The sequence below is a fragment of the Corynebacterium hansenii genome (genome assembly GCF_030408795.1).
Lineage (GTDB): Bacteria > Actinomycetota > Actinomycetes > Mycobacteriales > Mycobacteriaceae > Corynebacterium > Corynebacterium hansenii.
On record NZ_CP047211.1, the window covers coordinates 179473 to 202269 of the forward strand.

Sequence of the window (22797 nt, forward strand, 5' to 3'; positions counted from 1 at the left end):
AGTCGCCCAGGCGAACCGGCGCCGATTCTTCGTCGCGTTTCTCGTCGCGCGGCGCCGGTGCCCGGGCAGTTACGACATCAAGGGTAAATGGTGGCCCGGATTCCGCGCCGCGGGCCCCGCACCCCCGCGGGACGGACTCACCGACGAAGGGGAGACGGGGTGGTTGGACGCGGACCCCGCACCCCGCGGGGACGGCGCTAGAAGATCTCCAGCCGCCCGCCGAGCCCCTCGGCCTGCTCGAGTTCCCGGACCCACGCCCCGGACCCCGGGCTGACGCGGATGACGGGGCGCAGCGACAGCTTCACGCCCCCATCCAGCTTCCTCGATCCCGAGCGGGCGCGGTACCGGCCGTGCGCGTGGAACCCCGCCTCCGCCAGCGTCGCGGCGGTGCCGGAGTCGGCCAGCTCCGCGCGGGCGGCGGTGAGCAGTTCGATGGCCTCGTCCAACGCTTCCGTCACCGGGCCGACGTTGTTCTCGCACCAGGACATCACCATGTCCGGTTCGGCCCCGGCGACGCGGGTGCCGTCGCGGAAGGACCCGGCCGCCAGCGACAGCGTCAGCGGCCCGCCGTCGTCGCCGACGACCGCCAGCGCATAGGACAGCAGATGGGGCATGTGCGAAATCCGGGCCACGGCGCGGTCGTGGTTGTCGGCCGTCGCCGGGATCACCTCGGAACCCACCAGCTTGCCCAGCGCCACCACGTCCCGGAACGTGCGCGTCCACTGCTCCGGCACCTCATCCCCGGAACGGCTGGCCGCCGCGGCGCGGTCGAAGCAGACGACCCACGCCGCGCCGTCGTAAAGCCCCGTGCGCGTGGCGTCCCACCCGGACTCCTCGGAACCCGCCATCGGGTGCGCGCCGACGTAGCGGTCGCCCATCCCGCGCGCCTCGACCTCGTCGAGGATGGCGCGCTTGACGCTGACGACGTCGGTGATGCCGCAATCCGGCGCATGCTCCGCAATCTGGTCGAGCAGGCCGCCGACGGCGAACATGGGCACGCCGATGACCAGCAGCGCGCGGTCCTCCTGGGCGCGGTCCAGGACTGCGGCGAGATCGGTCGACGCGTCGAAGCCCTCGGCGGCCGCGGCGTCGGCCGTCGCGGCGGAGCGGTTCCACCCGTAGACCGGGGCGCCCGCCTCCGCGAGATCGCGCATGAGCGAACCACCGATCAGTCCGAGTCCGAGGATGCAGGTCGGCGTGGCGAGAGTGTCGTTGGTCACCTGACAAGGATGACACACCGCGACTAGCGTGGGGTGGCATGAGCACGACTTTTCCGGGGCCCGCGGGTTCCGACGACGGCCCCCGGGGCGATGACGACGACCGTTCCTACGCGGTGGCCGTCCTGCAGGGCGACGACGGCTGGTCCGTGCGCGAACTCGGCGACGAAGCACTGGACTCCCTGGCGGACGCGACCGCGCAGATGCGGCGGCTGCGGGCGGAGCGCGCGGCGTTCGCGATGCTCAACATCGACGACGACTACTTCATCCTCCTGCGGCCCATGCCCGGCGGCGTGCGCGTCTTGCTTTCCGACGCCACGGCCGCCGTCACCGACGACATCGCCGCCGACGTGATGGACGAACTCGACGAGGACATCCCCGACATCGACGAAGAGGACCTCGACGACGTCGATTCGTGGCCGGAGGGCGACCTGGAGATCCTCGCCGACCTCGGGGTGCCCGAGGACGTCATGTCCGTCATCTGCGACGACCAGTCGCTGTGGGCCTCCGAGCAGCTCCACGCGATCGCCGCCGAACTCGGCTTCGACGAGGCGCTGGCCGACGAAACCGGCGTCCACGTGGAGGACGCCGACGGGGAAGATGACGGCTGACGGCCCGGCGTTGCCGAAACCCGAAGCCGACCTCCGCGACGAGGAGTGGATGCGCGCGGCCATCGACGTCGCCCGCCGCACCCCGCCGGGCGACGTCCCGGTGGGCGCGATCGTCGTGGGCCCGGATGGCACGGTGGTGGCGGAGGCGGCGAACCGTCGCGAAGCAGACGCCGACCCCATGGCCCACGCGGAGGTCCTGGCCATCCGCGACGCCGCCCGGGCCCACGGGGACGGGTGGCGCCTGGAGGAATGCACCCTCGTGGTGACGCTCGAACCGTGCGTCATGTGCGCCGGCGCGGCGGTGATGGCGCGGGTCGGGCGCATCGTGTTCGGGGCGTGGTCGCCCAAGACCGGGGCGTGCGGGTCGATCGCCGACGTCGTCCGCGACCCCGCCCACCCATTCGCGCCGCAGGTCCGCGGGGGAGTGCTGGCCGGCGAATGCGAAAGCCTGCTGCCGGAGTTCTTCCGCGGCAAGAGGTGACCGTGCGAGGTGACGGTGCGAGGTGGCGCGGCACCGGTTGGCCGGGCCTTGGGCGCCGGCGCGGTAACGGTTGGGTCACGAGCGGGCCAATGGCGTGGCGGGATTGGCTGAACCGCATTTATCATGAGAAGTGAACCATCTGCAAATCGCGACGTCAGGAGAGCAACATGGGTGACTTCCAGTACAAGGCGGACGAGCTCGGCGGCAAGGCCAAGGAGGCCGCCGGCAAGGCCACCGACAACAAGGACCTCGAGAACGAGGGCAAGGGCGACCAGGTCAAGGCCGACATCAAGCAGGGCTTCGAGGACGCCAAGGACAAGGTGACCGAGGGGCTGGGCAAGCTCAAGGGCGACAACTAAACGCTTGACCAGGCGATTTGTTCGCCGGGCCCGCCCTCCCGTAAATTCTTTCGCGGTGGCGTGTCCGAGCGGCCGAAGGTGATCGCCTCGAAAGCGATTGTTGGGTAACCCCCAACCGAGGGTTCAAATCCCTCCGCCACCGCCAATCAACCGCCGCCCGTGCCATGCGCACGGGCGGCGGTTTTTCTACTATTCACGCAGGGGCAATTGTGTTCCCTGGGGCAATTGTTTCGCCTGTTGCCACGCGAGGTGCACCGGGGCACGTATCCTGGGAAGGTGCTGCGCGCGTCCCGTGGCGAATCCTCGGGTTGCGCGCTCGCGAATGAACGCGAGTGAAGGGGAAGTTGAGCGATGGCGAAGGTCCTGTTCAACCTCGGCAGGTGGTCATACCTGCACAAGTGGACGGTCATCATCGCATGGGCGCTGATCCTCGGCGTCGTCGGTGGTGCGGCCGGTGCATTCCAGAAGGGTTTCGACGACCAGTTCTCGATCCCCGGCATGCCGTCGTCCATCGCCTCGCACATGATCGAGGCCAAGTTCCCGAACCAGCCCAACCCCATCCGCGAGCAAACCGTGTACGTGGTGTTCGCGGCGCCGGAAGGCCAAAGACTCTCCGACCCGGAGAACATGAAGGCGGCCGATGAGGTCGTCGCATCGATCAAACAGAACATCGACCAGCTCACCGCCGACCAGATGCTGGTCAACCCCGTCCGGCTGAATCCCGAACTGCAGAAGAGGATCGTCGAAGCCGGCACGGGTTCCGGACTGCCGGAGAACGTGGCCAGGGCCGACGCCCACGCGCTGCGCACGCTGTCGGAGGACGGCCGCTACGGCATTTCCCAGTTCGCCTTCGACGTCCGCGTGCCCAAGGACATCACCCCGAAGAACCGCCAGGCGCTGTTCGACGCCATGAAGATCGGCAAGGACGCCGGCCTGCAGGTCGAGGCCATGGGCCCCGGCATGATGGACCCGGTGGCGGTGAACCCGACGTCGGAGATCATCGGCATCTCCATCGCGGCGGCGGTGCTGATCATCACCTTCGGCTCGCTGGTGGCGGCGGGCCTGCCGCTGATCACCGCGGTCGTCGGCATCGTCATCGGCTCGCTGCTGGTCGTGTTCATGACGGCCTTCAAGGACGTCAACTCCATCACCCCGGTCCTGGCCGTGATGATCGGCCTGGCCGTCGGCATCGACTACGCCCTGTTCATCCTGTCGCGCTACCGCGCCGAACGGTCGAGGGGGCTGACCAGACCCGATGCCGTCGGCATGGCGACGGGCACGGCGGGCTCGTCCGTGGTGTTCGCCGGCCTGACGGTCATCGTGGCGCTGGCGGCGCTGGTCATCGCGAAGGTCCCCTTCCTGTCGCTGATGGGCATCTCCGCCGCCATCACCGTCGGCATCGCCGTGATCATTTCGCTCACCCTGCTGCCGGCGCTGATGGCGCTGTTCGGCGGGAAGATCTTCGCGGGCAAGATCCCCGGCATCGCGGGCAATCCGCTGAAGGCCGGCCGCCGCCCGCTGTTCGGCGGCAAGACCATGGGCCGCCGCTGGGTGGAGGCCGTGCACAAGGCTCCGGGTCTGTTCCTGGTGGGCGCGGTGGGCATCCTCGTCGCGCTGTCGGTGCCGGCGGCGAACCTGCAGCTCGCGCTGCCGTCGGATTCCACGTCGCCCTACGGGTCGACCCAGCGCAACGCCATCCAGTTGGCGTCGCAGGGCTTCGGCCCGGGCCGCAACGCCCAGATGCTCATCATCGCCGACGCCGACAACGTCAACCCGAATTCCACGGTACTGGCGCCGGTGATGCGCGGCCTCATGGCCGGCGACCGGACCATGACGCCGGAGCAGGCGGCGCGGAAGGCGTCGTTCAGCTACGCGCTGGACAACTTCAAGAACAACGTCGACGTCGAGCACGTGCAGATCATCCGCCTGAACGAAGAGGGCACGGGCGTGCTGATGATGCTCACCCCGAAGGCGGGCCCGCTCGATTCGGAGACCGGCTCGCTGATTTCGGCGCTGCGCCAGCAGCAGAACCAGATCAAGGACGCGACGGGCCTGGTCACGGGCGTGACGGGCCTGATCCCCATCGAGCAGGACATCACCGAACGACTATCCGACGCGATGCCGCTGTATCTGTCGGTGGTCATCGGCCTGGCCATCGTCCTGCTGCTGCTGGTGTTCCGTTCGCTGGTGGTGCCCCTGACGGCCGGCCTGGGCTTCCTGTTGTCGGTCGGCGCGGCGTTCGGCGTGACGGTGCTGTTCTGGCAGCAGGGCCTGTGGGGGCTGGTGCATACGCCGGGCCCGCTGGTCAGTTTCATCCCGATCTTCATGATCGGCGTGACGTTCGGCCTGGCCATGGACTATCAGGTGTTCCTGGTGTCCCGCATGCGGGAGCATTTCACGCATTCGAAGGGCAAGCCGCGCGAGGGCTCGCAGTACACCGCGGTCGAGGAGTCGGTCGTGGAGGGCTTCTCGCTGGGCGCTCGCGTGGTCACTGCGGCGGCGATCATCATGATCGCCGTCTTCGTCGCATTCATCGGCCAGCCGCTGGCGTTCGTCAAGGTCTTCGGTTTCGCGCTGGGCGCGGCCGTCCTGTTCGACGCGTTCCTTGTGCGCATGACGCTGATCCCGGCGTCGATGTTCCTGTTGGGCCGGACGACGTGGTGGATGCCGAAGTGGATGGACCGGATCCTGCCGTCGGTGGACGTCGAGGGCACGGCGCTGGAGGAGAAGGCCGAGGAGCTCGCCGCGGCGGGCGAGGCCGAGCGCCAGGCGCGGGCCGGCGATTCTTCGCTTGACGACGATTCCGCCCCGAAGAAGCGCGGCATCCCGAAGCTGCGCGGGGCGAAGAAGAGCAAGGCGGGGAAGTTCGATCCTCCCTACAAGTCGCGGGAGATCCCGAAGCTGCCGAAGAAGCCGAAGAAGGCGAAGAGGACCGCGAAGGCGGAGGACGCCGTGCAGCCGCCGACGCCCGCCAACGCCGCTGGGGCCGCGAAGGCGGCAGCCGGCACCGCAACCGGTGCCGCCGCTGCCGGGTCCACCGCAGCTTCCACCGCGGCCGGTACCGCGGCCGCCGGTTCCACCGCAGCTTCGACCGCCGCCGGAGCGGCCGTCGCCGGTGCCACGGCGGCGGCGCTGTCGCCGACGTACCGCGATCCCGCGCGGGCCGCGGACGACGAGAAGACGCGGCAGTTCCCGATCGTCGAAGCCGAACTCGTCGAGGAGCCGAAGGAACGGCCGGTCAAGGGCGGAACGGCGCAGCGGCCCGAGCCGCACCGGACGCCGTTCAGCACCCCGTACGTGGAGCGCCGCCTGCGCCGCGAGGAGGAAACCGCCGCCCGCGCCGACAAGACGGCCGGGCAGCCGAAGACCGCCCCGAAGCCGGCGCCGCGCCCCGCGCCCCAGCCCGCTTCGAAGTCCCCGGCCCAGCCCATGCCGCAGCCGCGGACTGCGACGCACCCGCAGCCGCACCGGGCCACGCAGGGCGCTCCGGGCGCCGATGGGCAGGCCGATGAGTCGATTTCGGTGCAGGACCTGATCAAGCGCGAGGGCGGCCACTCCCGGCCCCGCCGCCGCCGCGCCCTGTGGGATCCGCGCGACTACGACGAGATCGACCGGGACGACTAACCTCGACCCGCAACGCCCGACCGGACTCCCCGGCCGGGCCCACCATTTCTCGAGGAGACCCACCCAGTGACGGATTCAACGGCGGACCAGGGCAACTTCAGCGTCGTCAAGCAGATGGACGGCGAGCCGGGGCGAGCCGGGATCATCCGCACCCCGCATGGGGACGTGGCGACGCCCGCGTTCATCCCGGTGGGCACCAAGGCGACGGTGAAAACGCTGACGCCCGAGCAGATCCGGGCGACCGGCGCGCAGGCGGTGCTGTCGAACGCGTACCACCTGTACCTGCAGCCGGGCCCCGACATCGTGGAGGCCGCGGGCGGGCTGACGCGCTTCGAGAATTGGAACGGGCCGACGTTCACCGACTCGGGCGGGTTCCAGGTGATGAGCCTGGGCGTGGGGTTCCGCAAGACCCTGGCCATGGATGTCACGGGGCTGCAGAACGACGACATCGTCGCGCCCGGCAAGGAGCGCAACGCCTTCGTCGACGAGGAGGGCGTCACCTTCCGCAGCCACATCGACGGCAGCTCGCACCGCTTCACCCCCGAGGTGTCCATGGGCATCCAGCACAAGCTCGGCGCCGACATCATCTTCGCGTTCGACGAGCTGACCACGCTGATGAACACCCGCGAGTACCAGGAGTCGTCCGTCGAGCGGACGCACCGGTGGGCGAAGCGCTGCCTCGACGAGCATGATCGGCTGACGCGCGAGCGCAACCAGGTGCCCGGGCTCGTCGGCGATCTCGCCGAGGGCGAGCTGCCGCGCCAGCAGTTGTTCGGCGTCGTGCAGGGCGCGCAGTACGAGGACCTGCGGCGCCGCGCCGCGCGGGGGTTGGTGCGGCTTTCCGACGACGCCGAAGCGGCCGGGAAGATGGGCTTCGCCGGCTACGGCATCGGCGGTGCGCTGGAGAAGCAGCGCCTGGGCGAGATCTGCCGGTGGGTGACCGACGAGCTGCCCGATGATCGCCCCCGTCACCTGCTGGGGATTTCGGAGCCGGACGACATTTTCGCGGCCGTCGCGGCGGGAGCGGACACGTTTGACTGCGTCGCGCCGACGCGGCTGGCGCGCCGCGGCGGCGTGTACACGCTCGACGGGAAGATCACGCTGACGAACGCGCGGTTCAAGACCGACTTCGGGCCAATCGACCCGGAGGTGGAGTCGTACACGACGCTGAATTACTCGCGGGCGTACATCCACCACCTGCTCAAGGCGAAGGAGTATCTGGCCGGCACGCTGTGCACCATCCACAACGTCCATTTCATGGTGAAGCTGGTGGAGAACATCCGCGCGTCGATCCTGGAGGGGACGTTCGAGGAGTACCGCGACGAATTCCTGGGCCGGTACTACGCGGGGAAGAAGTGAGGAAGTAGCGGCCGACGCCACCGGGGCGCGTCAGCGGTGATCGGCCGCCACCAGTCGACTTAGCGGTGATCGGCCGCCTCGGGCAGGTCGTAGTAGCCCTCGCGCTTTTTCACCCAGGCGATGACGCGGTACGTCAAGGGGAGGATCAGCACTTCCATGCCGGTCTTCCACAGGAAACCGACGATGACGAAGTTGATGAAGTCACCCCACGTGGAAATGCCGATCGCTGACGCGGCGATGGAGCAGAAGATCAGGGTGTCGGCGAACTCGCCGACGACCGTCGACCCCAGAAGGCGCTTCCACAACGACTTTTCGCCGGTGCGGCGCTTGATGGCCGTCAGCGACCACGCGTTGAGCAACTGGCCGACGAGGTAGCCGGCCAATCCCGCCAGAACCAGCTGCGGCACGGTGCCCAGGACGGTTTCGAACGCGGCCTGGTTTTCGTAGAAGTCGGCCGGCGGCAATTCGATGGCGATGAAGAAGCTGGCCATGCCGACCGCGAGGACCGCGAAGCCCGCGTAGACGGCGCGGCGGGTGGCGCGGAAGCCGTATACCTCGGACAACACGTCGCCGATGACGTAGCTGAGCGGGAAAAGAAAAAAGGCGCCGTCCGTGACCAGGCCGAACAGCTCGACGCCCTTCGTGGCGGTGATGTTCGAGATCAGCAGGACGCCGGAGAAGATGCCCACCAGGGTGGGGTACAGCGAGCGCGGCACCGGGACGTGGCGCGGCGCGGGATCGGAGTTCGTGGGCGTGGACGCGGGGGCCGCGGCAGCGCCCGGCCCAGAACCGTGGGCCGGGGAATCGGAGTTGGTCATGGCGGCAGAGTCTAATGTCCCGCCGCCCGGCCACCACATCCTGCGGGGAGTCGGCGCGGGACCCGTTCCGGGCTGACCCGAACCAGCCGCGCCAACAGCGGCCCCGGCCGATGTGCCCCGGGGCCTACTCCGACCCGACGCCGCCGCCGGAGCGGTGGTTGAACCGCTGGGGCGTCGCCGCGGCGAGCTTCGCCAGTTCGGACTGCGCCTTGTTGAGGATGCCGACGACCTCGTCGATGTCCTTCGGGTGGCGCCCGTCGAGCAGCCTGTACGCGTCGCCCCACGTGTAATCGGTGGCGACGCAGCGGGCCTGGACCGTCTGCAGCGTTTCGCGCAGCACCGTCACCGCGCCCGACAGCGCCCGCGGGCTGGGAGTGAAGCCGAGCACGAGCGCGGGCTTTCGCATCAGCGCGCCGCGGCCCATCGGGCGGGAGCACCAGTCGATCGCGTTGGTGATCACGGCGGGGGCGGTGTGGTTGTGCTCCGGGGTGATGATGACCAGCCCGTCGGCGTCGTGCACCGCGGCCCGGAGCTCGCGGACGACCTCCGGTTCCTGGCCGGGAACGTCGAGATCCTCGTCGTAGAACGGCACCTCTCGAAGGCGCTCGAACACGGCGGCCGTGTCGCCCTCCGGGAGGTGGTGGATGAAGGCCTCGGCCAACTGGCGGTTGGTCGACTCCTTGCGCAGGGACCCGAGGAAAATGACGTAGTTGCTCATGTGTCAACGATACCGCCGCACGCGCCCCGCGTGAACTCCGGATTTCGGTGCATGGCGGTAACGGGGGCGTCGCAAAGCAAGCCGCCGAATATGGTGGTGACCATGGACGAACCAGCGGGAACCGCCGCGCCGGGGTACGTCGGCCGATACGCGCCGTCGCCGACCGGCCACCTGCACCTGGGTAACCTGCGCACGGCCGTGATCGCGTGGGCGCGGGCGCGTGCGGCGGGCGGGCGGTTCATCGTGCGCATCGAGGACATCGACCGCCAGCGGTCCCGGCCCGAATTCGAGGAGCGGCAGCTCGCCGACCTTGCCGCCATCGGCCTCGACTGGGACGGGGAGGTCGTGCGGCAGTCCGAGCGCGATGAGCTTTACGACGACGCCCTGCGCCGGCTGCCGACGTTCCCCTGCTTCTGCTCCCGCAAGGACATCCAGCGCGAACTCGCCGAAATGGGCGGGGCGCCGCACGGCGTGCCCGGCGCGTACCCCGGGACCTGCCGCGATCTGACTGAGGCCGAGCGCGCCGAGAGGGCCGCCGCGCTGGTGGCGGAGGGGCGCGGGCCGTCGCTTCGATTGCGCGCCGACGTGCGCGAATGGCGGGCCGACGATGCGCTGCACGGGAACGTGGTCGGCGCGGTCGACGACATGGTGCTGCGCCGCGCGGACGGGATGTGGGCGTACAACCTGGCCGTCGTGGTCGATGACGCCGATCAGGGCGTCACCGAGATCGTGCGCGGCGACGACCTTTTGACCTCCGCGCCGCGGCAGGCGCACCTGGCGGGGATGCTCGGCGTGCCCGCGCCGACGTACGCCCACGTGCCGCTGGTGCTGAACTCGGAGGGGCGGAGGCTTGCCAAGCGCGACGGCGACGTGACGCTGCGGGAGATCACGGCGGCGCAGGCGCGGCGGTGGATCCTGGATTCGCTGCGGGGAGGGGCCGGCGATGGTGTCGGTGTTGGCGCGGGCGGTGATGTCGGAGCGGGGCCCGTTGGAGCAGCCGCGAGCGCTGGCGCTGGCGCGAAGGCCGGCCCGTTCGCCGAGGTGGACGACATCGCCGATTTGCCCGAGGTGTTCGACCTGATGGCCGTGCCGCGCGACCCGGTCGTGTGGCGCAGCGGCTAACCCACCCCGCCCTGCGGCTAACCCACCCCGAGTTGGGCAACCCACCCGCTGTAGTGGGTGGGTTGACCAACTCGGGGTGGGTTTGCGGAGGTGTGACGGTCGGCGAGGCAACCGGCGGAGGTACGGCGGAGCTACGGCGGGCGCGAAAACGGCGGGCATTCCGCCCCGCCGCTAGCCTGGGGCCATGAACGCCACGAACGACTCCGAACCGACCGACGTCACCGGGGCCGGTGGGCCGGATTCCCGGCCGACGCTGCTGGTTGTGCATCATTCGCCGACGCCGCTGCTGCAGGGCGTGCGCGATGCCGCCCTCGACGGCGCCCGCCACCCCGACATCGAGGGCGTGAACGTCCGCGTGGTCGAGGCCCTCGAGGCCACGGCAGCCGACGTGCTCGCCGCCGACGCCTACCTGCTGGGCACGTCCGCCAACTTCGGTTACATCTCGGGCGCGCTCAAGCATTTCTTCGACTCCACGTTCGCGGAGGTGAACGCGGCGGCGGAGGCGGGGGACATCCCGAAGGGCCGCCCGGTGTCCTGGTGGATCCGGGGCGGCTACGACGTCACCGGCGCGGCGAAGGCCATCCGCTCGCTGACCACCGGCTTCGGCTGGGAGATCGCGGCGGAGCCGGTGGAATTCGTCGGCGAACCCGACGAGGCCGTCAAGGAACGGCTGCTGGAACTCGGCGGCACCATGGCGGCCCTGCTGATGGAGGCCCCGTGATGAGCGCCCCCTTCGCCACGACCACCGGCGACGGCGACTTCTACGGCGACCCGGCCGCGGCGGTTGACCGGCTGATCGAGATCTACGACGCGAACACGTCCTACCTGGTCGATTGCTTTGCGACGGCGTGCAGGGACGTGGCCGCGGGAGGAGAGGCGCCCGCACCGGTGACCGCGTGCTACCCCGAACTGCGGTTCACGGTCGACGTCGTCGAGGACGTCGATGCGGCGCTGTCGCACGGTTTCGTCGACCGCCCCGGCACGTACGCCACCACCGTCGCGCGGCCGCGCCTTTTCGCCCGCTACCTGCGCGATCAGATCGCGGACCTGCTGGCCAACCACGGCGGCGAAATCGAGGTCCGGGTGTCGGACACCCCGATCCCGCTGCGGCTGACGCCGACGTTCGACGACACCGCCCCCGTCGAGGGCCTGGACGCGGTGGACCTGGCGGTGATCGACCGCGGCTTCACGCCGGTGGACTCGGCGTTCGTCGACGACGTCATCGCCGACGGCGAGGCGGACTTCCTGTCGCTGCCGGTCAAACCGCTGAGCCTGTTCGCCGCGCCCCGCGTGGACCTCGCGCTGCAGCGGTTGGAGCACTACACCGGGTCGAGCGCCGAGCGCATCCAGCGCTTCGTGCTGTTCACCAACTACCAGCTGCACACCGACGTCTTCCTCGAGTACGCGGCGTCGCTGACGGCGGGCACGGGTGATGGCTCCGAAAAGGGGGATGACTCGATCGAGGGGGCCGGGACGTCGCAAAGCCCCTACACCCACCTGATCTGCCCCGGCGACGTGGCGTACCCGATCGGCGAGGTGCCGCCCCCGGCGGAGTGCCGCGCGAACGCCTCCTCGGCGCAAATGCCCGCGTACCACCTGGTCCGCGAGGACGGGCTGGGCGTGAGCATCATCGACATCGGCGTCGGGCCCTCCAACGCCAAGACCATCACCGACTGCCTGGCGGTGCTGCGCCCGCACTGCTGGATGATGGTCGGGCACTGCGCCGGCCTCGACGGACGCATGCGCATCGGCGACATGATCCTGGCCAACGGCTACGACCGCGCCGACGGCGTCCTCGACGACCTGGTGCCGCTGGAAAAGCCCATCCCTCCGATCGCGGAGGTGCAGATGGCGGTGACCGCCGCGCTGCGCCGCGTCTCCGGACTCGACGGCGACGAACTGCGCAAACGACTGCGCACCGGCACCGTGCTGTCGACGTCCGACCGCAACTGGGAATGGCGCGCGCAGTCGGACATCTACCGCGAACTGCAGAAATCGACGGCCATCGGCGTGGAAATGGAATCCGCCACCATCGCCGCCAACGGCTACCGCTTCCGCGTGCCCTACGGCGCGCTGCTCAGCGTGTCCGACATGCCGCTGCACGACCAGCCGAAACTGCCCAAGGCCGCCCGCGCCTTCTACCAGGCATCGAAGGTCGAGCACCTGATGACGGCCGTGCGCGCCTGCGAGGCGATGTCCGGCAACCCCGGCGAACTGCACTCCCGCAAACTGCGCCGCCCCGTCGGCGAAGTCGCGTTCCGGTGATTCCGGGTCCGCGACCGCCGACGGGGCGGTGGGGGTCGAGCGGGGCGAGCGGGCTGAGCGGGGCGAGCGGTTTTAGGAGACCGTGACCGCGGCCTTCTCGCCGCCGTCGCCGTTGCCGGACTCGGCGCCGGCGTCGGCCTTCTTCGCCTTCTTGCGCTCGGCGCGGCGGTCCAGGGCGCCGCAGATCGCCTCGTAGGACTTGTGCCACACCAGCTCCACCGGGCCGCGCGGGAAGCGGCGCAGCCACAGGGCGGAGAACGCGACCAGGAACGCGGCGATGCCCAGGTAGATCAGCAGCGTCCAGTACGTGAAGTACTGGCCCTGGATCATGCGGGAAGCCCCGAAGCCCCACTCGTAGAAGACGATGGACGCGATCAGGTTCTGGCCGATGTAGCAGGTCAGCGCCATGCGGCCGACGAGCGACAGCGCGTGGCCCAGCCAACCGGTCGGGCGGTCCCCGGGGATCTCGCCGGCGTCGATGCGGCGGGTGCGGCGGACGTAGAACTCCGCGACCAGCGCCAGGACGCCGAACGCGACCATCGACGACGTGCCGTAGCGGGTGATGCCGCCGGTGCCGTCATGGGCGAACAGGCGCAGGCCCCAGTCGATGGGCAGGCCGATGCCGAAGGACAGCAGCATGGTCCACTTGCGCAGCTTCGCGCCGCGCTCCTCGAAGATGCCGGCGCGGTACAGGTGCGCGCCGACCAGGAACAGGCCGAGGCCCATGATGAACATGACCGGGATTTCGCCGCGGCCGCCGATGAAGTTGTCCAGGCGGGAGACCACCTGTTCCCAGTAGCCGCCGGCGCCGATGTTGGGGAAGCCGTCGGTGATGACGCCGTCGTCGGTGCCGCCCAGGCGGCGGAACTCCTCCTCGGTGATGCGGCTGGTCATGCCCGTGTCGCCGCCGGCGTCGCCGCGGGAGTTGACGCCGAGCAGGCGCGGGATGATGTCCATGCCGCACAGGAGGATCACGTGCGCGGAGATGCCGATGACCATCCAGATCTTCTGCGCCTTCGGGCTCCTGGCCATCACGGCGGCGACGACGAGGCCGGTGAGGCCGTAGCCCATGAGCACGTCGAACTCGAAGATGAAGATGTAGTTCAGCAGGCCGTCGAGCACCAGCAGGCCCGCGCGCCACGGGTAGCGGCCCGGCCACGTTTCGCCGCGGCGGATCGCCGACTGGCGCTGGATCTCCAGGCCGATGCCGAACATGATGGTCAGCAGGCCGATGAACTTGCCGTCGGTGACGAGGTTGAGCGCCTTGTCGATGTACGTGCTCAGCTCGGTCGCCCAGTTCACCGCGATGTCGGTGGCTTCGCCGGCGAGGGGGTTTTCACCCGGTGCGGAGAATCCGCGTCCCGCGGACGCGGCGAAGATCCAGATGTTCGTCAGCAGGGTGCCGAGGATCGCGATGCCGCGGAGCACGTCGAGGGCGGGTAGCCGGCGTGTCGCGGTTGGTGCGGGTGCGGCGGTTGTTGCGCGTTTCAATGGTCGTTCCTGTTGGTCGTGATGGCCAAGTTTCAAGTGTTACAACGCAGTTGTTAGTGGAAAGTTCCAGGTGTCGGAAAAGTTAAACCGATTATCAGGAAATTCTCGAAACACTTACCCGGATGGGGTATATGGACACATACCCGCCGGGGGTATATTGTGGCGGTATCCGCCGATCCTTCGGGCGGGTCGGCGGCATGCCGATTCCGCCGCCCGGCCGCGGATCGGGACCCGAATGAGACACGGCCGCGGCACCCGTGGCCGGGAAGGACACGCCATGAGCTCGACCACCGTCTTCACCGTCGAGGGAATGACCTGCGGCCACTGCGAGGCTTCCGTCAAGGAAGAGGTTTCCGAGGTCGCCGGAGTCACCGCCGTCGACGTCGACCGCGCCGCCGATCGCGTCACCGTCACCACGGAGGGCGCCGCCGACGTCGACGCGATCATCGCCGCCATCGACGAGGCGGGCTACTCCGCGCGCCCGGCCGGGGCATGAGCGCCGCAGTCCGCCTCGGCGTCTACGCCCTGATCCTCGCGGCCGTTTTCGCCGCAGCATACGTGCTGGCCGGGGCGCTGGTCCCGGACGGCGTCGTCGAATCGTGGATGGACTCCGCGACGACGAACGTCCACGCGCACTGATTCCCCGCGCACTGAATTCCAGCGCCCGACGCCCGGCCGGCGCCGCACCACCACGAAAGAAGTGATTCCGATGTCCACGCCCACGGATGTCCAGGGACGCGAACTGGATCTGGACATCACCGGCATGACCTGCGCCTCGTGCGCCAACCGGATCGAGCGCAAGCTCAACAAGCTCGACGGCGTGACGGCCGCGGTCAACTACGCCACCGAACGGGCACACGTCACCGTGCCCGCCGATTACGACCCCCAGCAGCTCCTCGACACCGTCGACGCCGCCGGGTATTCGGCCACGCTCCCGCCGCCTCCGCGCGCCGCGGCGGATGAGGGAGCCGGGGCGGATGAGGCGTCGTCAAGCGACGGAACCGAAACCGCCGCCGACCGTGAGCTGGAGGCCCTGCGCAACCGGGTGATCGGCTCGGTCGCGCTGGCCGTGCCGGTGATCCTGATCTCGATGTTCCCGGTGCTGCAATTCACCAATTGGCAGTGGCTGGCGCTGACGCTCACCGCGCCCGTGGTGGTGTGGGCCGGCTGGCCGTTCCACCGGGCGACGTGGAAGAACCTGCGCCACGGCGAGGCGACGATGGACACGCTGATCACCGTCGGCACGGGGTCCGCGTTCCTGTGGTCGCTGTACGCGCTGTTTTTGGGCACGGCGGGGACGCCGGGGCTCAAGCACGAGTTCACGCTGTCGGTCGCGCCGACCGACGGGGCGGCGAACGTGTACCTCGAGGTCGCTGCGGGCGTGATCATGTTCGTGCTGGCCGGGCGGTACTTCGAGAAGCGTTCCAAGCGCCGCGCCGGCGACGCACTGCGGGCGATGCTCGACTTGGGCGCCAAGGACGTCCGGGTGCTTGACGACGGCCGCGAACAGCTGGTTCCGGCGTCGTCCCTGAAGGTGGGCGACCGGTTCGTGGTGCGGCCGGGCGAGAAGATCGCCACCGACGGCCGCGTGGTGGACGGCACGTCCGCCGTGGACGAGTCGATGCTCACCGGCGAATCCGCGCCGGTCGAGGTCGCGGCGGGCGACGACGTCACGGGTGCGACGGTCAACGCTTCGGGCCGCCTGGTCGTGGAAGCCACGCGCGTCGGCGCCGACACCCAGCTGGCGCAGATGGCGAAGATGGTCGAGGAAGCGCAGTCCGGCAAGGCCGAGGTGCAGCGCCTGGCGGACCGGATCTCCGGCGTGTTCGTGCCGGTGGTCATCGCGATCGCCGTGGCCACGTTGGGTGCATGGCTGGGCGCGGGATTCCCGGCGTCGGCGGCGTTCACCGCGGCGGTGGCGGTGCTGATCATCGCGTGCCCGTGCGCCCTGGGCCTGGCGACGCCGACGGCGCTGCTCGTGGGCACCGGACGTGGCGCGCAGATGGGCGTGCTGCTCAAGGGGCCCGTGGTGCTGGAGTCGACCCGCCGCGTGGACACCGTGGTGCTGGACAAGACCGGCACCGTCACCAGCGGCGACATGGCGCTGGCGGAGGCGTGGCCCGGCGAGGGCGTCGACCGCGCCGAGCTGCTGCGCCTGGCCGGGGCCGTCGAATCGGCGTCGGAGCATCCCATCGCGCGTGCCATCGCCGACGGTGCGCGGGCCGAACTGGAGGGGGCGGGGGCGCCGCTGCCTCCCGTCGAGGGTTTCGAGAACCTTCCGGGCCAGGGCGTTCGCGCCCGCGTCGACGGGGTGGAAGTGACCGTCGGGCGCGGCGTGGGTGAGCTGTCGGAGGATCTGGCGCGGCGTTTCGATGCCGCCGTCGCCGCCGGCCGCACCGCCGTGACCGTCGCCTGGGATGGTCGGGCACGCGGTGTGCTTGTGGTGTCCGACCGGGTGAAGCCGACGTCGGCGGCCGCGATCGCCGAACTGCGGGGCCTCGGCCTGGAGCCGGTGCTGCTGACGGGCGACAATGCGGTCGTCGCCCGCCATGTCGCGGAGGAAGTCGGCATCGATGACGTCCGTGCCGAGGTGATGCCCGCCGACAAGGTCGACGTGGTCAAGTCGCTGCAGGCGGAGGGCCGCGTCGTCGCGATGGTCGGCGACGGGGTCAACGACGCCGCCGCCCTGGCGCAGGCCGATCTGGGCCTGGCCATGGGCACCGGCACCGATGCCGCGATCCAGGCGTCGGACGTGACGCTCGTGCGCGGTGACCTGATGGCCGCCGTCGACGCCGTGCGGTTGGCGCGGCGGACGCTGGGCACCATCAAGGGCAACTTGTTCTGGGCGTTCGCCTACAACGTGGCGGCCATTCCGCTGGCCGCGCTGGGACTGCTCAACCCGATGCTGGCGGGCGCCGCGATGGCGTTTTCGTCGGTGTTCGTGGTGTCCAACAGCCTACGGCTCAGGGGCTTCCGCAGCAGGGCCGTCAACGACGGGACCAACGACGGGGCGGGCGCCGGGGAGGTGGCGTAGATGAACGCGCGATTCGATCTTAAACCCGTCGGGGAAACCCCGGCCGAGCCGGCCATGGAAAGTGCGAGGGTCAAGGAAGATGAGATGCCGGAGGAGGCGAGCCCGGCCGAGCTGGCCGTCGCCTGTTGTTCGGACGATGCCGACTGCGGCTGCCACGCCCACCACGGCTACATCAGCGACAAGAAGCGCTACCTCGCCCGCCTCAAGCGGATCGAGGGCCAGGTGCGCGGCGTGCACAGGATGATCGACGAGGAGAACTACTGCATCGACATCCTCACGCAGATCTCCGCGCTCAACTCGGCGCTGAAGTCGGTGTCCCTGGCGCTGCTCGAGGACCACATGCGCCACTGCGTCGTGTCCGCCGCGCAGAGCGGCGGAGAGGAACTCGAGGTGAAGCTCCAGGAAGCCGCCGACGCCATCCGCCGCTTGGCCAAGTAGCGCCGCCTCTTTTCGCCGCGCAGTCGATGACCAGGGATTTTGTGGAAACTGGACCCCTTGGGTAATCTTCGACGCGGAGGATTCGCCTAGCGGCCTATGGCGCTCGCCTGGAACGCGAGTTGGGAGCAATCCCTCAGGGGTTCAAATCCCCTATCCTCCGCCAAGGAAAGCCCCCTGGTCCCGTGACCAGGGGGTTTTCGCATGCGCCCCTCCCGTGTGTCCCGGCCCGGCCCCGTCACTCCTCGTCGGCGACGTCCGGCGTCGGCGCGGCGGCATCCGGGTCCGCCGTGGGCTCTCGGACGAGCCTGGGGACGATCTTCACCATGATCACCATCGCCACCAGTTCGACCATCGTCTGCGTGACGACGGCCAACGCGGCGATATCCAACCCCGCCGGCAGTGCGAGCGCCAACGGCAGCACCACGAGGGAATTGCGCGTCACCGCGGAGAACGCGACGGCGCGGATGGCGGGGACGTCCAGGCGGGAGAACTTCGCCGTCGCCACGCCCAGGCCCAACGCGATGGGGACATAGGCCGCGTACAACGGCACGAGCCGGGCCAGATCCCCGATCCGCGACGTCACATCGGCGATCTGCGAGGCGATCACCAGCGCGAGCGTCGTCATCACCAGCGGCACCATCGCCGCCGCCATGAAACGCTCCACGGCGCGCGCCCCTCGGCGGCGGGGTGCGTCGCGCCGCGCCGGGTCGTCGTCAAGCGAGCCCGCGCCCCCGACCGCCTGGACGACCGCCGCGGCGGCCAGCGGCACCACGATCAGGAACGTGAACGACGTGAGGAACGGCCCCGGATCGAGGAACCCCTCCAACGCCTCGCCCGCGAACAGCTGGCCCGGGCCGACGAACATGAGCAGATAGATCGGCAGCGCCGCCATCTGCAGGATCAGCAGGATCGGCGTCGCCGCCAACAGCCGCGTGCGCGCGCCGCCCGCCAAGCCCGTGAACGGGATGACGTAATCGATGCACGGCGCGAGGAGCACCAGCAGCAGCCCGATGAGCAGGCCGCGGTCATCCGCCACGAATCTGGACAACGCGAACACGACCCAGGGCGTGACCAGGAAATTCACGCCCACGATCGCCGCGCCGAAACGAATGTCCCGGAACGCCCGGCCGATGCGCGTCAGCGGCACCGACAGGAACGTCGCGAAAAGCAGCAACGCCAGCGTCGGCGTGATCCACCAGGCCAGCATCGCCGGCAGGTCCGGCATGCCGACGCGCTCCGCACCCAGCCCGACGAGCGCCCCCACCGCGATCGCCGCGAAATAAAGCTCCACCTGATGGCCATCCCACCACTCGGGCAGCGATCGCCGGTAGCGGGTGGCATGGGAATCGGGGGAGCTGTCCGAACCCGGCGAGTTCCGCGGGGAAGGGCGCCCGCGCGAGGTCGGATCCGGGGATGTGCCTGGGTCCGTCATGCCGCCTCCCTTCGCGTGGCGGGCCCGCCCCACCGTCGAACGCGGCGGGGCCCATCCCCACCGAATCTAGTGAAGGACGGGCCCCGTTGCGGGAAGCGAAGCCGCTCAGCGCAGATTGTCCGCCATGATGCGGCCCATGGCGCGCGACCCCTCGAGGGTCGGGTGCAGCTTCATGTTGTGGTCACTGGTCTGGTCGTAGATGCCGGCGACGTAGCGCTGCGAATCCGGCGCGGCGCAGGTGCCGTGGCCGGCGGTCATCGACTTGAGGTCGATGAAGCGCATGCCGTGCGCGTCGGCCGCCGAGCGGATCGACGACTGCAGGCCGGTCTCGATGGCGCCGGCGCCCGGCACCATGATCGGCGACGGGGTGTCCGGCGTGGTGTTGATGACGCAGAAGTTGTCGCCCGCGCCGAACTCCGGGTAGCCGGCCATGACGATCTCCGCGTTGGGGGCGGCCTGGCGCACGCGGCGCTGCACCTCCGCGATGGTGGCGTGGTAGCCGCTGGGCAGGTTGCCGGCGACGCCCGCGACGTGCGTGCCCGTGTCGACCCACTGGATGGCGTCGAGGCCGCCGTACATCAGCGCAACCTTGCGCGTCGACGGGCCGAGGTCGCCGTTGTTGACGGCCTTGATCACCGTGTTGGTCAGGTCCAGGTAGGGGATGCGCCCGGTGCCGTTGCAGGAGTAATCGGCCAGGGAAACGTCGAGAATGCCGGCGGCGACGCGCGGCCAGTTCTCGGGGTCCTGGGGGCAGCCGCCCGCGCCGGCGACGGGGGCGCGGGAGCCGCTGGTCGGGCCGGTGCCGGCGATGATGTGGCCGGCGGGCAGCGTCGGGTTGGACGAGAAGGAGTCGCCGAAGACGACGAGATCCTTGCCCGCCGGGTCGGCGTCGGCGTTCGGGGCGGCGCCGGTGGCGGAGACGGCGAGCAGGCCGGTGGCGAGGGCGGCGGTTGCGGCGATGGCTAGGGCGGAACGGTGCATATTTGATATGCGGGCACGGAGCGAGGGCTTCATGAGGGCTAAGTTTCGGTTCGGTAACGGCCAAAGTCAATAGTTGCGGGAAAAGGGGGTAAAAGGTTTTTGCCGGGAAGGTAGACAGGTGCCCCCGTTGAGGGGTGAGGCGGGGTGCGGGAGGGGCGGGGCAGGGGGTTCGGCTGGGCATCGGGACGTATTCACCGGGCCGCGGCTCATCTTGGGCGCCGACCGGGGTTGGCGTCCGTCGGCCCCGCTGGGTTATGGTGTGGGCCGGACCCCATGCGGCGTCCATCTCGTGAACTCCCCCAGGGCAGGAATGCAGCAAGGGTCAGCGGGCTCTGGCGGGTGCGTGGGGTCCCCTCATGTCTTCAGGGGGATCGGGGCCGTGGGGCGGGGATTCATCGAACTGCGGGTAGTCGGCCCGGACGAGCGCCCCGGGCGAGCGGCCCAGGCGAACGGCGGGGCGAAAAACGGGGACGGTGGCCGTCGCAAAGCAGGCGTGCCGGAGGCCATGCCGGGCACGCACTGGCCCCGCGCCAGAGCCGCACCGGCCCCGCGACCGGCGCGCCACCGCCGCCGATCCACCGCACTGCACTCGATCCCCGAAGTGCTCTATCCTTTCCGGTGACAACTGCATCGATCCACGGTGGCCGTCATCCCGGGCGGCCCGATCGGCGCCGTCGACGAAGAAGGATGCCTGCCATGAAGCTGGATGCGTACGATTCCCACGAGCTCGCGCAGCTCAAGGATGATTTCGCGAAGGAGTACGCCGACCTGAAGGCCAAGGGCCTGAAGCTCGACCTCACCCGAGGCAAGCCGTCGGCGGAGCAGCTCGACTTCGCCAACCCGCTGCTGGGCCTGCCGGCACCGGATTACCTCACGGACTCCGGCGAAGACACCCGCAACTACGGCAACCTCAAGGGCATCGCCGGCATCCGCGAACTGTGGGCCGGCCTGCTGGGCCTGCCGGTGGACAACGTCATCGCGGGCGACGCGTCCTCGCTGAACATCCAGTTCGACCTGGTCAGCTGGGCCATGCAGTTCGGCACGGTCGACTCCGAGCGCCCGTGGAACGAGGAGCCGGTGCTGAAGTGGCTGTGCCCGGTGCCCGGCTACGACCGCCACTTCTCCATCACGGAGCACTTCGGCTTCGAGATGATCCCCGTGCCGCTCAACGACGACGGCCCCGACATGGACATGGTCGAGCGCCTCGTCGCGGCCGACCCGCAGATCAAGGGCATGTGGAACGTGCCGGTGTTCTCCAACCCGACCGGCGTCGTCTACTCGGAGGAGGTGTGCCGCCGCCTGGTGGAGATGCCGACGGCCGCCCCCGACTTCCGCCTGATCTGGGACAATGCCTACATGGTGCACACGCTGACGGACGAGTTCCCCGAGAACCACCCCGTGGTCGCCTGGGCGGCGGAGGCCGGCAACCCCAACCGCGTGTGGGAGTTCGCGTCAACGTCGAAGATCACCTTCGCGGGCGCCGGCGTGGCGTTCTTCGCGTCGTCGGAGGCGAACATCGCGGATTACGTGAGCCACGCGTCGATCCGCGGCATCGGCCCGAACAAGGTGAACCAGCTGGCGCACCTGAAGTTCTTCGGCGACGCCGAGGGCGTGCGCGCGCAGATGCGGCGCCACAAGGAGTCGCTGGCGCCGAAGTTCGACCGCGTCCTGGAGGTGCTGGACAAGCGCCTGGAGGAGTACGGCGTGGCGGAGTGGACCCGTCCGGCGGGCGGCTACTTCATCTCGCTCGACGTCGTCGACGGCACCGCGCGCCGCGTGATCGAGCTGGCCAAGGACGCCGGCATCGCGCTGACCGGCCCGGGTTCGTCGTTCCCGCTGAAGGAGGACCCGAACGACCGGAACATCCGCCTGGCGCCGTCGCTGCCGCCGATCGAGGAGCTCGAGGCGGCGATGGACGGCGTGGCCACGTGCGTGCTGCTGGCCGCGGCCGAGCAGTTCTCGCAGCGCTAGCGGGACGTTCGTGGATCTTCCCGAGACTTCTTTTTGGGCGCGCCGCCTCTTCCCGGGGGCGGCGCGCATCGCCGTGCGCCGGGCCGTGTTGCCGGGGCGGCGCCGCAGGAAGGCGCGGCCGGGCATCCCGGTCAAGGTCGCCGAGTTTTCGCTTTACGACGTCCCGATCGACGACGACGCAGTTCCCGACGTGGTCGATGCCGGGGAAGCGCGATTCGCCGTCGCCGCCGATGTGGGCGGGGATTGGCGTGATGACGGGCCCGATGGCGGGCGCGACGGCGGACACGGCGGCACCGCGGATGATGCGCCGCGCCGCGAGATCGCGGCGATGACGGTGAACTTCGGCCGCGTCGATCTGAACCTGCGCACGCCGGGCGGCGATGACGTCCGCGTCGAAATGTTCCTGGTCGCGTACCCGGATTCCCTGGCGACCCGCTACGGCGGCGACGGGGATGATTCCGGCATCGCCCGCGCCGTCGCGGGTGCGGCGGCGCTGGTCGCGGATGATCAGGAAGCTGCCCGGCCGACGCCGGGTTCGGTGATCCCGGAGGCCGTGCGCATCGGCATGGGCGCCGACTTCGACGCGTCGCGGTCGACGACGCCGCACCTGTTGTGCGTCGCCCCGTACGTGTGGCCGGACGGCGTGCCCACCATCACCGAGGAGCCGGGCAAGATTTCCGTCCACGGGGACGCGGACGGTTTCCCCGACCGCGTCACCGGTCGTTCGCGGTTGACCACGGTCACGCAGCTCGTCCCGATCACCGAGGAAGAGTACGCGCACGCCGACGCCCACGGGGTCGAGTCGCTGATGCAGTTGCTGGCCGACGTCGACGCCGATCTGAGGGACCTGCGGCGCGCTTCCGTGGCGCGGTGACG

General features: G+C 69.9%; 19 protein-coding genes, 2 tRNA genes, 1 other RNA gene and 1 pseudogene. 17 read left to right on the forward strand and 6 right to left on the reverse strand.

All coding sequences use genetic code 11. The features are described 5' to 3' along the window. Positions 1-197: 197 nt before the first annotated feature. Positions 198-1220, reverse strand: coding sequence for a prephenate dehydrogenase (locus CHAN_RS00755; protein ID WP_048743280.1), 1023 nt, complete (start codon positions 1218-1220; stop codon positions 198-200). A 38-nt stretch (positions 1221-1258) separates the two neighbouring features. Between CHAN_RS00755 and CHAN_RS00760 the strand changes: the two genes are divergently transcribed. The 6 genes and pseudogenes from CHAN_RS00760 to tgt all read left to right on the forward strand — a co-directional run bounded on the left by CHAN_RS00760 (position 1259) and on the right by tgt (position 7651). Continuing rightward, on the forward strand, positions 1259-1828 hold the full coding sequence (locus tag CHAN_RS00760; RefSeq protein ID WP_048743283.1) for a tRNA adenosine deaminase-associated protein: 570 nt from the start codon (positions 1259-1261) through the stop codon (positions 1826-1828). After that, positions 1818-2309, forward strand: a complete 492-nt coding sequence (locus CHAN_RS00765) for a nucleoside deaminase (RefSeq protein WP_048743285.1) — start codon at positions 1818-1820, stop codon at positions 2307-2309. Before CHAN_RS00760 ends, CHAN_RS00765 begins: the two co-directional genes overlap by 11 nt. Positions 2310-2476: 167 nt before the next feature. After that, positions 2477-2668, forward strand: a complete 192-nt coding sequence (locus tag CHAN_RS00770; protein WP_290290872.1) for a CsbD family protein — start codon at positions 2477-2479, stop codon at positions 2666-2668. A 54-nt stretch (positions 2669-2722) separates the two neighbouring features. Then, a tRNA-Ser gene (locus CHAN_RS00775) sits at positions 2723-2813 on the forward strand. A 206-nt stretch (positions 2814-3019) separates the two neighbouring features. Further along, positions 3020-5422, forward strand: a pseudogene (locus tag CHAN_RS00780) (MMPL family transporter); the annotation flags it as partial. Positions 5423-6406: 984 nt separating this feature from the next. Beyond that, entirely contained in the window at positions 6407-7651 is a 1245-nt protein-coding gene (gene tgt, locus CHAN_RS00785) for a tRNA guanosine(34) transglycosylase Tgt (RefSeq protein ID WP_290293233.1), read from the forward strand. A gap of 59 nt (positions 7652-7710) precedes the next feature. Here tgt and CHAN_RS00790 read toward each other — a convergent pair whose 3' ends face one another. After that, positions 7711-8469 (reverse strand): queuosine precursor transporter, encoded by a 759-nt coding sequence (locus tag CHAN_RS00790; RefSeq protein ID WP_290290876.1) that lies wholly within the window; start codon positions 8467-8469, stop codon positions 7711-7713. A 124-nt stretch (positions 8470-8593) separates the two neighbouring features. After that, positions 8594-9187 carry an NAD(P)H-dependent oxidoreductase gene (locus CHAN_RS00795; RefSeq protein WP_053088137.1) on the reverse strand — a complete coding sequence of 198 codons (594 nt, stop codon included), beginning with the start codon at positions 9185-9187 and terminating at the stop codon, positions 8594-8596. 102 nt (positions 9188-9289) lie between these two features. Between CHAN_RS00795 and gluQRS the strand changes: the two genes are divergently transcribed. From gluQRS to CHAN_RS00810, 3 genes are all read left to right on the forward strand, one after another. Beyond that, positions 9290-10309: a tRNA glutamyl-Q(34) synthetase GluQRS gene (gluQRS, locus tag CHAN_RS00800; RefSeq protein ID WP_290290880.1), complete on the forward strand. Its 1020-nt coding sequence runs from the start codon at positions 9290-9292 to the stop codon at positions 10307-10309. A 184-nt stretch (positions 10310-10493) separates the two neighbouring features. Further along, a complete protein-coding gene (locus tag CHAN_RS00805) occupies positions 10494-11030 on the forward strand; it encodes a flavodoxin family protein (RefSeq protein ID WP_290290882.1) in 537 nt (178 codons plus the stop codon). Then, positions 11030-12574 (forward strand): AMP nucleosidase, encoded by a 1545-nt coding sequence (locus CHAN_RS00810; protein ID WP_290290884.1) that lies wholly within the window; start codon positions 11030-11032, stop codon positions 12572-12574. Before CHAN_RS00805 ends, CHAN_RS00810 begins: the two co-directional genes overlap by 1 nt. A 72-nt stretch (positions 12575-12646) precedes the next feature. On the opposite strand, the gene CHAN_RS00815 is transcribed toward CHAN_RS00810, so the two are convergent. After that, positions 12647-14002: a DUF418 domain-containing protein gene (locus CHAN_RS00815; RefSeq protein WP_290290886.1), complete on the reverse strand. Its 1356-nt coding sequence runs from the start codon at positions 14000-14002 to the stop codon at positions 12647-12649. 340 nt (positions 14003-14342) lie between these two features. Between CHAN_RS00815 and CHAN_RS00820 the strand changes: the two genes are divergently transcribed. The 5 genes from CHAN_RS00820 (at position 14343) to CHAN_RS00840 (ending at position 17700) form a co-directional block, all read left to right on the forward strand. Continuing rightward, positions 14343-14561 carry a heavy-metal-associated domain-containing protein gene (locus CHAN_RS00820; RefSeq protein ID WP_290290888.1) on the forward strand — a complete coding sequence of 73 codons (219 nt, stop codon included), beginning with the start codon at positions 14343-14345 and terminating at the stop codon, positions 14559-14561. Continuing rightward, the gene (locus CHAN_RS00825) at positions 14558-14704 is read left to right on the forward strand and encodes a hypothetical protein (RefSeq protein WP_153251567.1); all 147 of its coding nucleotides are present in this window, start codon (positions 14558-14560) and stop codon (positions 14702-14704) included. The genes CHAN_RS00820 and CHAN_RS00825 overlap by 4 nt, the downstream gene beginning before the upstream one ends. A 70-nt stretch (positions 14705-14774) precedes the next feature. After that, positions 14775-17099, forward strand: a complete 2325-nt coding sequence (locus CHAN_RS00830) for a heavy metal translocating P-type ATPase (RefSeq protein WP_290290891.1) — start codon at positions 14775-14777, stop codon at positions 17097-17099. A gap of 84 nt (positions 17100-17183) precedes the next feature. Further along, positions 17184-17537: a metal-sensitive transcriptional regulator gene (locus CHAN_RS00835; protein ID WP_290293235.1), complete on the forward strand. Its 354-nt coding sequence runs from the start codon at positions 17184-17186 to the stop codon at positions 17535-17537. Positions 17538-17612: 75 nt separating this feature from the next. Further along, positions 17613-17700, forward strand: a tRNA-Ser gene (locus CHAN_RS00840). A gap of 72 nt (positions 17701-17772) precedes the next feature. On the opposite strand, the gene CHAN_RS00845 is transcribed toward CHAN_RS00840, so the two are convergent. Further along, positions 17773-18969: an arsenic resistance protein gene (locus tag CHAN_RS00845; RefSeq protein WP_290290893.1), complete on the reverse strand. Its 1197-nt coding sequence runs from the start codon at positions 18967-18969 to the stop codon at positions 17773-17775. 105 nt (positions 18970-19074) lie between these two features. After that, complete coding sequence (locus tag CHAN_RS00850; RefSeq protein WP_082144523.1) at positions 19075-19983, reverse strand: GDSL-type esterase/lipase family protein; 909 nt, start codon at positions 19981-19983, stop codon at positions 19075-19077. Between the two features lie 230 nt (positions 19984-20213). Between CHAN_RS00850 and ffs the strand changes: the two genes are divergently transcribed. The 3 genes from ffs (at position 20214) to CHAN_RS00865 (ending at position 22795) form a co-directional block, all read left to right on the forward strand. Then, positions 20214-20308, forward strand: an RNA gene (gene ffs, locus CHAN_RS00855) — signal recognition particle sRNA small type. 338 nt (positions 20309-20646) lie between these two features. Continuing rightward, positions 20647-21921, forward strand: coding sequence for an aspartate aminotransferase type Ic (locus CHAN_RS00860; protein WP_290290897.1), 1275 nt, complete (start codon positions 20647-20649; stop codon positions 21919-21921). Positions 21922-21931: 10 nt separating this feature from the next. Continuing rightward, the gene (locus CHAN_RS00865; protein WP_290290898.1) at positions 21932-22795 is read left to right on the forward strand and encodes a suppressor of fused domain protein; all 864 of its coding nucleotides are present in this window, start codon (positions 21932-21934) and stop codon (positions 22793-22795) included. Positions 22796-22797: the final 2 nt, after the last annotated feature.